Source organism: Tessaracoccus caeni (assembly GCF_029211185.1).
GTDB lineage: Bacteria > Actinomycetota > Actinomycetes > Propionibacteriales > Propionibacteriaceae > Arachnia > Arachnia caeni.
Map to the genome: position 1 here is coordinate 369,589 of NZ_JARGDO010000001.1, position 11,884 is coordinate 381,472.

Consider the following 11,884-nt stretch of genomic DNA (forward strand, 5'->3'; position numbering starts at 1 on the left):
AAGAGCGTCATCAGTGCTTCGCGCTCGCCCTAACTGTCGAGGCTCGTTCCTCGCACCTCAAAGAGCGTCGGGATGGTCACGCTCTTCGAGGTGCGAGGCCGCTCGCGGCCGAGCCTCGAGGAGAGCGTCTGCTACTTGAGCTTCGTGCTATTCGAAACCTTCAGCGTCTTCGTCACCGACTTCGACGACGAGGTCGACTTCGCCGTATCGCCCGAAGGCTTGAACGACACCGTCACCTTGTACGAGCCCTTCTTGCTGATCTTCGGCAACTTCACAGACACCGCACCCTTCGCAGACGACGACACCGACTTGGTGACCGTCTTCCCGTTCACCTTCACCGTGACCTTGCCCGTGGGCTTGCTCGTCGCCGCAGAAGACACCGCAACCTTGATCGTGGCCTGCTTGCCCTTGGCCACCAACGACGGCACCGACACCTTCACCGACGCCACAGCCTTCGACACCTTCACCGACGTCGACGTCTTCGACACCGACGCGTAACCAGCCTTCGAACCAGTCACTTTCACGCTGATCTTCTTACCCACATCAGCAGAGGTCAGCTTGTACGCCGTACCAGTGGCACCCGAGATCGCCTTGCCGTCGCGCAGCCACGAGAAGGCGTAGGACGCAGCCGGGTTCCAGGACTTGACGGTGGCGCGAAGCGTCTTTCCGACGGTAGCCGTTCCGAAGATCGTCGGAGCCGAGGCCTTGCTGAAGGTCTTGACCTCGGGCTCCGGCTCGGGCTCGGGATCTTCCTTGTCAGCCCAGGCGGAGGTCAGCAGCCACTGGGCCATCTCGGTGTTGTCGAGGTAGTGGCCGCGGATGGGATCACGCTGGTCCGCGAGCGTGTTCAGCGCGTCCGACCCGGCTCCGTGGAAGAAGAAGGGCGCGAGCTGGTTGGTGTGGTTGCCCGAGTTCCAGGACACGTCCGGGTACTGCTTGATGGCATCCCAGGTGCCGGCGGTGGGACCGTTCAGGTAGCCGGTCTCATGGTCGGCGGTCACGACGACCAGGGTCTCGTCCCAGCTGGAGTTGGTCTCCACCCAGTCGATGACGGACTCGACGGCGCCGAAGAACTCGATGGTCTCCTCGGCGTTGCGGTCGGTCTGGTTGGCGTGGCCGGTCCAGTCGATGGCACCGCCCTCGACCATCAGGAACAGGCCGTCCTCATCGTCGTCGAGCACGTTGAGCGCGCCCTCGGTGAGGGTCGCCAGCTCGGGCACGTCGTTGCGCTCGGCGCCGACGGCGCGGGCCTGCTGCAGGGTGGAGCGCACCTGGGGCACACCGAAGACCTTCTCGGGGGTCTGTCCGGTGGTGAGCGCCTCGAAGGCCGCCTTGTCCTCGATGAAGGTGTAGTCGGTCTTCCCGGTGGTCAGACGCTCCCAGTCGGCCTGGCTCACGTAGCCGAAGTCGCTGTCGGCGGTGGGCTGGTGGTTGTCGTCGAAGTACGGGTGGCCCGCTCCGATCACGACGTCCATGAAGCCGGAGAGCTGCTCGTTGGCGAGCGCCTGCAGGTTCTGGCGCGACTCGTTGTGCGCCGAGTAAGCGGCCGGGGTGGCGTGCGAGAACTGAACGCTGGAGACGACGCCGGCGGACTTGCCGAGCGACTTGGCCCGCTGCGAGAGGTTCTCGAGCACCTTGCCATCCTTGTCAACGCCGATGCCGGCGTTGTAGGTCTTGTGGCCGGTGGCCATGGCGGTGCCGGCAGCGGCCGAGTCGGTCGGGTTGTCCTTGATCCACTCGAAGTCGGTCCAGGCCTTGCTGGGGTCATAGACCGGGCCGTCAACCCAGTGGGTGGACATGCCCACCAGATCCCAGCTCTGGAAGCCGGTCGTCGGGCGCGGCGAGTTGCTGCCCGCCGGGTTGACCTTGTGATCGCCGCCGGTGATCACCTGGTAGTGGGTCTTGCCGGTGAGCACCTCGTTGGCCAGGTCGACGTGGTTGTAGCCCATGCCATCGCCGATCAGGACGATGACGTTCTTCGGGGACACGGGTCCGGCCGCGGAGGCGGTCAACGGAACGAACGCAGAACCGGCGACGATCGCAGAGGCCGTGAGGGCCCCCGTCAGAAGCCTGGTGGGTGAGGGTGACATATAAGCGCCTTTCGCACTCGGTTGCTTGAGCACTCTCATGCAAACCTCGCCCGGCTAACGCTCGTTCGTCTCCGCGTGACGGTGGACGGACGGATGGATGAACAAACGGTGACCGCGCTACCGACGTTCGCGAGGCACGCGGGCGACGATGAACTCGCGGCGCCCGGCCAACTCGCGATCCAGCGCCACGACATCGTCCACTTCGACGGCGTCCCAACCCAGCGAGCGCGCCACCGAGGCCAGATCGAGCCCCTGCGGGGTACCGAAGACGCGCTCGAAGGCATCTGCGTATTCGGGCGCGCCCTGTTCGAGCGAGGAGAAGATGGAGCCGCCGTCGTCGTGCTGCACCACAATCCTGAGCTCCGCTCGATGCTCGAGCGGCGGGCGCACCAAGGCGCCGAGGTCGTGCTGCAGGGTGAGATCCCCGAGCAGCATCGTCGTGCGACGCCCCGTCGCCAGCGCGATGCCCGACGCGGTGGCCACCACGCCGTCGATGCCGGCCAGCCCGCGGTTGGCGTAGACGGGGAAGCGGTTCTCGGAGATGGGGGCCTGGTCGGCATCGCGTACGCAGTTGCTGGAGCCCAGCACCAGGTTCTCGTCGCTCCCCAGCGCCGTCAGCACGCGCTGCGCCACGACGGGACCGTGGAACCCGGCCTCGTCCCGATCGGCGGCGACGAGACGATCAGCCGCCCGCCACTCCTCCAGCCATCCGGGATCGCCGGGCTCGGCCAGCACGCGGTCCGCGACGAGCGCGGCGTTGGTTCCGGGATCGTTCCAGTATGCCTGGGCGGAGACGACGATCAGTTCCACCTCCGGCCGGGCCAGCAGCGCGGAGACCGGGCGCGACAACGTCGGATGCCCGAAACAGATCACCCGCTCGATCCGATCTCCCAGATCTTCGCTCAGCAGCGTCTTGTAGTTGGCGATAGCCGCCTCGCCGAGCCGCGCGTTGCTCGAAGGCTCCGCGAGCAACGGGAACCCGCACACCTCAGCGAGCGCCCGGGCCTCTGCGCCGACGGCGGGAGTCGCGTCGCCGGCCAGCACCACGGTGCGCGGCGCATCCTCCAGCTCGACGACGGGGCCGGGCTGCGAGCGGGCGATCCTGGCCACGCGCGGCGACACGTCGGGGATGGGGCCGGCCAGCGGCGGCTCGAACTCCACGTTGAGCTGCACGGGCCCTGGCTGGCGGGTTCGCGCGCCGGCTGCGAGGGCCGCGGCGCGCTGCACCCCCGCGCTCCAGGACGCATCGTCGCCGGAGGCGGACGACAGCCGCACGACGCCCAGCGCCGACGGCCCGAACGTCCCCGCCTGATCGGCGGTTTGGTTGGCTCCGGTGCCCACCAGATACGACGGTCGGTCGGCGGTGACGGCGAGCAGCGGAACGCCCGCGGCGCGAGCCTCCATGGCGGCGGGCGCGAGGTTGGCGACGGCGGTGCCGGAGGTGGCGCACACGGCGACCAGGCGTTCGGAGGCCTTGGCGAGACCCAAGGCGAGGAATCCCGCGACGCGCTCGTCGGCGCGCACGTGCAGCCGCAGCCTGCCCTCAGCGTCGGCGCGATGTGCGGCCAGCAGAAGGGGCGCATTGCGCGACCCGGGCGAAGCCACCAAATCGGTGACCCCGCACCCGATCAGTGTCTCAACCACCACCGCCGCCAGTCTCGGACTACTCACCCCGGCCCCCCTCGATCTCCTCACCCACGATACGGGCCACGCGCCAGAGCCGCTCGAACCAGCGGCGCTTCGTCGGGCCTGTCGCACGGACGGCCGCCAGGCGATCGTCGTCGACGACCACTTGCCCCACCAGGAGCGAGCCCTCGACGGGCACCAGCGGCGCGCGCGTCACGTCGGCGCTCAGCAGGTTGGCCGTCTCCAGCCCGCAGTCGAAGGGCAGTTCCGGGAGCGCGGCGGCCAGCGCGACCCCCGCGCACAGCCCCACCGAGGTCTCCACCGCACTGGACACCACGACGGGCATCGCGAGCTGCTCGGCCACCTCGAGGCACCGTCGGACTCCCCCGATGGGCTGCACCTTGAGCACGGCCAGGTCGGCCGCGTCGAGCGCGCGTACCCGCAGCGGATCCTCGGCCCGCCGGATGGACTCGTCGGCAGCGATCGGCACCGCGATATCGCGCGCGCTCAGCGCACGACGCAACTCGGCCAGCTTCTCGACGGTGGCGCAGGGCTGCTCTGCGTACTCCAGGCCGAACGTCGAGAGCTCGCGCAGTGCCTGCGTCGCCTCGGCGAGGCTCCAGGCCCCGTTGGCGTCCACCCGGATCCGCGCCCCCGGCCCCAGCGCGGCGCGCACCGCCGCCACCCTGGCCACGTCGTCGTCGAGGCTCTGCCCAGTCTGGGCCACCTTCACCTTGGCCGTGCGACACCCCGCCGCGCGCGCTCGCTCAGCCGCGGCCTCGGGCGGCAAGGCCGGCACGATGGCATTGACCGGCACCACCTGGCGCACCGGCGGGGGAAAGCCGCGATGCGCAACCTCCAGGGCGGCCCGCAGCCAGGTGGCGGCTTCGTCATCCGCGTACTCCTCAAAGGGGCTCCATTCGGCCCATCCCGCCTCGCCGCGGAAGAGCACGCCCGTGCGCCGATCGATCCCGCGGAACGGCACGCGCAGCGGGATGTCGTAGACCACGACGTCACGGATCACGCGATCAGCGCCCCGATCAGCAGGCCCAGGCCGATGCCGATCTCGGCGAAACCGGTGGACTGGATCACCGGGATCAGGCCGCGCCCCATGGCCCCGCCCAGCACGATCCGCAAGGGCTTCGCCAGCAGCGCGCAGCCGGCCAGGGCGAGCAGGCACCACCAGGACGTCAGCGCGGCGACACCGACGACGCTCAGCACCGACAGCACGCAGAGGCCGGCGAAGAACAGCCGCGTGCCCCGGTCGCCCAGCCGAACCGCCAACGTGTTCTTGCCGGTCTGGCGATCTGTGGGGATGTCGCGCAGGTTGTTGGCCACCAGGATCGCGGAGGCCAAGGCTCCCACGGAGGAGCCGGCCAGCCAGGCGTGCGGCGGCGCGCCCAGCGTCTGCACATATCCCGTGCCGACCGTCGCGACGAGCCCGAAGAAGACGAAGACGAAGATCTCGCCCAGCCCGAGATAGCCGTAAGGCTTGCTGCCTCCGGTGTAGAACCAGCCGGCGAGGATGCAGGCGACGCCCACCGCCAGCAGCCACCACTGCCCGATCAGCACCACCACGATCAACCCCGCCAGGGCGGCGACGCCGAAGCTGAGGAAGGCCGCGGCCTTCACCGCCTTGGGCGAGGCCAGCCCCGACGCGACCAGCCGGGTGGGGCCGACGCGCTGGTCGTCGGTGCCGCGCACGCCGTCGGAGTAGTCGTTGGCGTAGTTGACTCCCACCTGCAGCGCGAGCGCCACCGCCAGGCACAGCGCCACCAGCAGCGGATCGACGGCATCCTCCAGCGCCGCGAGCGCGGTGCCGGCGAGGATCGGGGCGACGGCGGCGGGCAAGGTGCGCGGTCGCGCGCCCATCACCCAGGGACGAATGGAGTCAGTCATGGCAGGAGCACTTTACTGACTGCTCCGGACATTCCCACGCTCGGCCTCCTCCCGCAGCGCCGCGCGGTCGGGTTTTCCGCCTTCGGTGCGCGGCAACTCGGGCAGTCGCAGCAGTTGCCGCGGCAGCGCCGGCCGGGGCAGCGCCCCGCTAAGCCGTTCCCGCCAGGCGGCGAGGTCACCGGAGGTGGCGGCCAGCACGATCCGCACGCCCCATTCGTCGTCGGGCACCGCGATCACCTCGGTGTCGACGTCGATCCGCTGGGCGGCGGCGCGCAGGGCGGCGAGGTCGACGTTGGTGCCTCCGGTGATCACCACGTCGTCGAGGCGTCCGCCGATCTCCAGCCGGCCGTCGACGATGCGCCCCCAGTCGCCGGTGCGCAGCGCCCCGTCGACGAGCACCTCCGCCGTGAGATCCTCGCGCCCGAGGTAGCCGTCGAACAGGGTGGGGCCGCTCAGAGTGACGCGGCCCGCACCCTCGGGAGCGCGTTCGTCGGGGAGGATGCCGACCTCGACCCCGGGCAGCGGTGCCCGGTCGTAGACGATGCCGCCGCAGGTCTCGCTCATGCCATAGGTCTCGACCACCCGGATGCCGGCAGCTTGGGCGGCCGCCCGCAGCCCGGGCGCGAGCGCTGCTCCCCCCACCAGCACCGCGTCGAAGCGAGCCAGCGAGGCGGCGCGTGCCGGCTCACGCACGGCCCGGTACAGCTGGGTCGGCACCACCGAGATCGCGTTCAGCCCCGGCGTTGGGCTCAGATCGTCCAGGTCCGACGACGCGAACCTCACTCCGCGGCCCAGATGACCCCGCACCAGCACCATCAAGCCCGCCACATACCGCGGAGCCAACGCCAGGTGCCAGGTGGCCGGGCCGCCCAGCCAGGCGGTCGTGGCGTCCGCAGCCGCGATCATCGCCCGCCGCGACAGCAGAACCAGTTTCGAGGCGCCCGCGGATCCGGAGGTCTGGACGACCGCTCCGTAACCAGCCGCCCCCGACTCGGGCGCACCGTCGGCCAGCCACACGCCGTCTCCACCGCGCAGCATTTCCGCGACGGCGCGGTCGATGGCGGGGATGGTCGGCATCGGAACAGCATATGAGGTGGCGCGGATAAGCGGCGCCACAGCCGCAGTCGGAGGCGGGCACTAGACTCGGGGTATGGCCCGCGTTCTGCTCATCCTCGCCGTCGTCATGCTGACGATCTACTGCACCGTCGAAGTCGCGCAGTCGCCGAGGTATGCCGTGCGCGTGATGCCGAAGTGGTTGTGGGCCTTCGCCGTGATCGCCATTCCCGTGATCGGGCCGATCTGCTGGCTGCTGGCCGGGCGGCCGGTCCGTCAGGCCCCTCCTGGCGGCTACCACGCCCCGGACGACGACGACGATTTCCTGCGCGGGCTGCGCTGATCCTCGCCGAACCTCCCGATCAGTACACCCGCTCATTTGGTGTTGCCAACTTCGCCTGAGCACCCTGCCCGGTTCTAGGCTGGGGCCATGAGCAACGCGTATGGCACCCCCCGCAAGGCCGTCATCCTCGCCCGTGGCCTCGGCTCCCGGATGCGAAAAGACGCAGAGGGTGTGTCCCTCAGCAGCGAGCAGCAGGCCGCCGCCGACGCCGGCGTGAAGGCCATGATCTCCATCGGTCGTCCTTTCCTCGACCATGTCATCTCCGCGCTCGCCGACGCGGGCTTCGTCGAGATCTGCCTGGTGATCGGCCCGGAGCACGACGTCATCCGCAATTATTACGACGCCCTCGAGAAGTCTCGGGTCAGCATCAGCTACGCCGTGCAGGAGGAGCCGCTGGGCACCGCCAACGCCGTGCTCGCGGCCGAGGAGTTCGCGGGCGACGATCGCATCCTGGTGATCAACTCCGACAACTACTACCCGACGGAGGCCCTCACCCTGTTGGCTGACGTACCGGGCTCGGCCCTGGTGGGCTTCGAGCGGGAGGCCATGCTGGCCTCGTCGAACATCGCCCCTGACCGGATCGCCGCCTTCGCGCTGGCCACCGCCGACGCCGACGGCAACCTCGACGAGCTGGTGGAGAAGCCCGATCAGGCCACCATCGAGCGACTCGGCGCCGACGCCGTGATCTCGATGAACTGCTGGCTCTGCACGCCCGCCATCTTCCCTGCCGCCCGCGCCATCCCGTTGTCGGCGCGCGGCGAGTACGAGATCACCGACGCCGTCCGTGCCGCCATCGCGGCCGGCGACCCCTACCGCGTGGTGCGCGCCGCCGTCGGCGTGCTGGACATGTCGAACCGCGGCGACATCGCCTCCGTTGCCGATGCCCTGGGCGATCAGGACGTGATCCTGTGATCCGCTGGTTCGTGCCGGGCCGACTCGAGGTGTTCGGCAAGCACACCGACTACGCCGGCGGACGCTCGATCCTGGCCGCCGTGGATCGCGGCGTCACCATCGAGTTGAGTGACTTCGACGGCCCCGGCATCGTCGCCACGTCCACGGCGGTGTCCGGCGAGATCACGGTGCTCCCGCACCAGGATCTGGATCTGCCGGCCGGCCACTGGGGGCACTACATCAAGGCCGTCGCCGATCGGCTGGTGCTGAATTTCGGCGAGATCAAGCCGGCCAGGATCGCCGTCGACTCGACGCTGCCGCTCGCCTCCGGCATGAGTTCGTCGTCGGCGCTGGTGGTGGCGGTCGCGCTCGCCCTGATCGACCACAACGGTCTCCGCGAGGATCCCCGCTGGCTGGCCACTGTGTTGGACGACGTCGACCTGGCCGGCTACATGGCCTGCTTCGAGAACGGGATGCCCTTCAAGGAGCTGGCCGGTTTCAAGGGGGTGGGCACCTTCGGCGGGTCCGAGGACCACACCGCCATGCTGTGCTGCCGGGAGAATCAGCTGTCCGAGTTCAGCTTCTGCCCCATCGTCGAGCGCGGGGCAGTGGATTTCCCCGACGAGTGGAGCTTCGTCGTCGCCGTCTCCGGGGTGCTGGCCGAGAAGACCGGCGACGCGCTGGAGGCCTACAACGACGCCTCGCTGCTCGCCCGCGAACTCGTAGAGGAATGGAACTCGGCCACCGGTCGCGACGACGCCGTGCTGGCCGACGCTCTGGCCACCGAAGACGGCCTGGAGGGGATGCGCGCCATCGCCGCCTCCGACCCCGAACTGGTGGCCCGTCTGAACGCCTTCGTGACGGAGTCCGAGGTGGCCATCCCCCGCGCGATGGAAGCCTTCCGGACCCGAGACTTGAAGGCCCTGGGCGACGCCGCCGATCTGTCCCACCGCAACGCCGATGCGACGCTGGGCAACCAGATCGCCGAGACCAACGCCCTCCAGGAGCTGGCCCGCGGACTCGGCGCACACGCCGCAGCGGGCTTCGGCGCCGGTTTCGGCGGCTCCGTCTGGGCCCTGATCGAGACCGACAAAGCCGAAGACTTCGCCGCCCACTGGCTGGCCGCCTACAAAGCCCAGTTCCCGGAACCCGGCTCCCGCGCCACCACCCTCGTCACCCGCCCCGGCCCTGCGGCCCACCGCGCTCTTTGAGGTGCGCAGGCTCCGGGCGAGGAACGAGCCCCGAAGCCGAAGCCTCGAAAAGAGCCACCGCAAGAATCCGCAGAAACCCAGCCACCACGCCGATCAGCAAAAACGCTCCAGTGGGAGAAGTTCCACCACAGACGGGGGAACTTCTCCCACTGGAACCAACTCGTCGCTTGATCCCTGCCTTACCTCGCGCTGGCTCTCCTCGAGGCTCGGCCGCGGGCGGCCTCCCACCTCGAAGAGCGTAGGTGGGGGCGCACCTCGAAGAGCGTCAGAGGTGCATGTCGTCATAGGAGCGCGGGTCTTCGATGGGTTCCAGGTGGCCTGAGATCTTGAGGTCGGGGTACTCCTGGTGGATCACGTCGATCAGGTCTTCCATGGCGTCGTGGCCCTTCTGAACCGACCACCTCCCCGGCACCAGCATGTGCATCTCCATGAACTGCCAGCGTCCGCTCTCGCGGGTGCGGAAGGCGTGGAACTGGATCTCTTCGGAGCTGTGCTCGGCCAGGATCGCCCGGAGCCGGTCGTTGTCCTCCTTGGGCAGCGAGATGTCCATCAGACCCTCCGACGATTCCTGCAGCAGCTTCCACCCCATCCACAGGATGTTCAGCGTGACGAGGATCGCGAGGATCGGGTCGAGGATCTCCCAGCCGGTCAGCACCACCAGGCCGATGCCCACCAGCACTCCCACCGAGGTGATCAGGTCGGTCATCAGGTGGTGACCGTCGGCGCGCAGCGTGATCGAGTTGTACTTCTTGCCGGCCCGGAGCAGCACCAGCGCGACGGCGCCGTTGAGGAGCGCGGCCACCAGCGAGATCACCATGCCGAGGCCCAGCGCCTCGAGCGGTTGGGGGCTGAGCAATCGCTGGACGGCGAAGTAGATGATGAAGATCGCGGCGACGAAGATCAGCGCGCCTTCGATGGCGGACGAGAAGTACTCGGCCTTGGTGTGCCCGAAGTGGTGGTTCTTGTCGGCGGGGCGCGCCGCGATCCGGAGCACGATCAGCATCATGATCGCGGCCGCCAGGTTGACCAGCGACTCCGCCGCATCCGACAGCAGACCCACAGAGCTGGTCACCCACCAGGCGCCCGCCTTCAGCACGATGGTGACCACCGCGGTGGCGATGGACAGCCAGGCGAACTTGGTGAGGTCGACGGCCGAGGTGGTTTGATTCACTGCTCAACCTTCGCGCACGCCGCCAGCGCCTGCAAGCCTCGTCGACTGTCGGTCCCGCCACCTAGACTCGATGCATGGCCAGTGAGCATCGTCAGGGATGGTTCGGACTACCGTGGTTCGGCGTGAAGCCCCAGGAGGAAGTGGTCTCCTGCGTGCTGTCCGGCGGCGGCTCGCGTGCCAGCTTCCAGATCGGCGCCCTGGAGTACCTGTACCGGCACGATCCTTTGTTCACCCCGACGGTGTTCGTGGGCACCTCGGCCGGCTCCATCCTGGCGGCGGGCCTGTCTCAGTACGCGAAGCGCGCCGACCAGCTCGCATGGGTGCATCGCATCGACGACGTGTGGTCGGCCATGACGTCGTCGGACGACATGTTCACCCCGCGCCGGTGGTTCGCGAAACTCCAGACCGACGGCCCGTCGTGGCTCGACTTGGTGACGCCCAAGCCTCCGGAGCCACCCAAAGCACCGGCCAAGCCGCTGCTGCCCTTCCTCCGGCCCGAGACGCCGCTCCCCCTCTCCCCCGATACGCCTACCGATCCATGGGAGTGGGCTCTCTCTCCCGACAAGGAGCTGCGGGCCGAGTGGTCGCTGGAGACGCTGAGTTCGCTGATGGGCGGGCTCCGACAGCTGCCGCGCATCGGCACCGACCTCAACGCCATCTGGCACGGCGCCGAGCGTTCGCGTTCCCTCTACCAGCCCGGGCCCGTGCTCAAGCGCCTGCTGGAGCCCGAGACCTTCGATCCAGAAAAGGTGGCGTCCTCCGGCATGACGCTGCGCCTGGCGATGGTGGCGCTGGAGTCGGGCGAGCTTAGGTTCATGACGGAGACCGGCGAGCTGGTCGATCGCGATAACCGTCCGATCGGCACCAAAGCGGATCTCTTGACCACCGGCGTGCTGGCCTCCTGCGCCATTCCCGCCGTGTTCCGCCCTGTTCCGATCGGCGACGAGCACTACGTCGACGGCGGCGCGCGCGAGAACCTGCCGGCCGAGCTGGCCATCGGCCATCTGGGTGCATCGCGCAACTACGTCGTCTCCTCGCAGACCATCGGTCTGGAGCGCGGCCGGAGCATGGCCACCGCCGACCTGTTCAGCATCGTGATGCGCTCCACGGAGATCCTGATCGATGAGGCCGGCCGCGACGAGCTGGCCTACGCCTACTCCGCCGGCGCCGTCGTGATCCACCCTGAGATCTCCGTGCACTCGTCGATGACGGTGCACCCCGGGCTGATCCAGATCAACCGCGACTACGGCTGGATGCGAGCCGCCGAACGGGTTCTCGGCCTGGGTGCGGCTGAGCGCGAGCGTCACGCGGCGATCACCAGGCATCGCGTCGAGTGCGTCCAGTGGGAGGAGCGCTACGCGATCGACCCCACCCCTGAGGCCCTCGCCGAGGTGGGCCGCCGCAAACGTGACCTAAGACAGCTGGTGACCGGCTCCACCACCGGAGCCCTGCCCCCGCATGCCGACTCCTGGTGGACCGGCTTCGAGGCCCACCCCGACCCCATCGACGCTCAGCCGTTCTGGATCCCCACTCGCCACGCCCTTTGAGGGCGCCCCCCACTCACGCTCTTCGAGGTGCGGAGCGCAGCGGAGCCTCGAGG

General features: G+C 69.1%; 10 protein-coding genes. 4 read left to right on the forward strand and 6 right to left on the reverse strand.

What is annotated here, in order from left to right; translation table 11 throughout:
* Positions 1-131 precede the first annotated feature (131 nt).
* The 5 genes from P0D62_RS01735 to P0D62_RS01755 all read right to left on the reverse strand — a co-directional run bounded on the left by P0D62_RS01735 (position 132) and on the right by P0D62_RS01755 (position 6,692).
* Positions 132-2,090: an alkaline phosphatase gene (locus P0D62_RS01735; protein ID WP_275700879.1), complete on the reverse strand. Its 1,959-nt coding sequence runs from the start codon at positions 2,088-2,090 to the stop codon at positions 132-134.
* A 117-nt stretch (positions 2,091-2,207) separates the two neighbouring features.
* Positions 2,208-3,761 carry a 2-succinyl-5-enolpyruvyl-6-hydroxy-3-cyclohexene-1-carboxylic-acid synthase gene (gene menD / locus P0D62_RS01740; protein WP_275700880.1) on the reverse strand — a complete coding sequence of 518 codons (1,554 nt, stop codon included), beginning with the start codon at positions 3,759-3,761 and terminating at the stop codon, positions 2,208-2,210.
* Positions 3,754-4,740, reverse strand: a complete 987-nt coding sequence (locus P0D62_RS01745) for an o-succinylbenzoate synthase (RefSeq protein ID WP_275700881.1) — start codon at positions 4,738-4,740, stop codon at positions 3,754-3,756. Before P0D62_RS01745 ends, menD begins: the two co-directional genes overlap by 8 nt.
* Positions 4,737-5,615, reverse strand: coding sequence for a 1,4-dihydroxy-2-naphthoate polyprenyltransferase (locus tag P0D62_RS01750; RefSeq protein WP_275700882.1), 879 nt, complete (start codon positions 5,613-5,615; stop codon positions 4,737-4,739). Before P0D62_RS01750 ends, P0D62_RS01745 begins: the two co-directional genes overlap by 4 nt.
* Before the next feature lie 12 nt (positions 5,616-5,627).
* A complete protein-coding gene (locus P0D62_RS01755; RefSeq protein ID WP_275700883.1) occupies positions 5,628-6,692 on the reverse strand; it encodes an AMP-binding protein in 1,065 nt (354 codons plus the stop codon).
* Positions 6,693-6,765: 73 nt separating this feature from the next.
* Between P0D62_RS01755 and P0D62_RS01760 the strand changes: the two genes are divergently transcribed.
* The 3 genes from P0D62_RS01760 to P0D62_RS01770 all read left to right on the forward strand — a co-directional run bounded on the left by P0D62_RS01760 (position 6,766) and on the right by P0D62_RS01770 (position 9,113).
* Positions 6,766-7,011 carry a PLD nuclease N-terminal domain-containing protein gene (locus P0D62_RS01760; RefSeq protein ID WP_275700884.1) on the forward strand — a complete coding sequence of 82 codons (246 nt, stop codon included), beginning with the start codon at positions 6,766-6,768 and terminating at the stop codon, positions 7,009-7,011.
* 87 nt (positions 7,012-7,098) lie between these two features.
* Positions 7,099-7,923: a nucleotidyltransferase family protein gene (locus tag P0D62_RS01765; protein ID WP_275700885.1), complete on the forward strand. Its 825-nt coding sequence runs from the start codon at positions 7,099-7,101 to the stop codon at positions 7,921-7,923.
* A complete protein-coding gene (locus P0D62_RS01770; RefSeq protein WP_275700886.1) occupies positions 7,920-9,113 on the forward strand; it encodes a GHMP family kinase ATP-binding protein in 1,194 nt (397 codons plus the stop codon). The genes P0D62_RS01765 and P0D62_RS01770 overlap by 4 nt, the downstream gene beginning before the upstream one ends.
* A gap of 265 nt (positions 9,114-9,378) precedes the next feature.
* On the opposite strand, the gene P0D62_RS01775 is transcribed toward P0D62_RS01770, so the two are convergent.
* A complete protein-coding gene (locus P0D62_RS01775) occupies positions 9,379-10,284 on the reverse strand; it encodes a cation diffusion facilitator family transporter (protein WP_275700887.1) in 906 nt (301 codons plus the stop codon).
* Between the two features lie 74 nt (positions 10,285-10,358).
* Here P0D62_RS01775 and P0D62_RS01780 point away from each other — a divergent pair, with 74 nt between their 5' ends.
* On the forward strand, positions 10,359-11,831 hold the full coding sequence (locus P0D62_RS01780) for a patatin-like phospholipase family protein (RefSeq protein WP_275700888.1): 1,473 nt from the start codon (positions 10,359-10,361) through the stop codon (positions 11,829-11,831).
* The last annotated feature ends 53 nt before the right edge of the window (positions 11,832-11,884 follow it).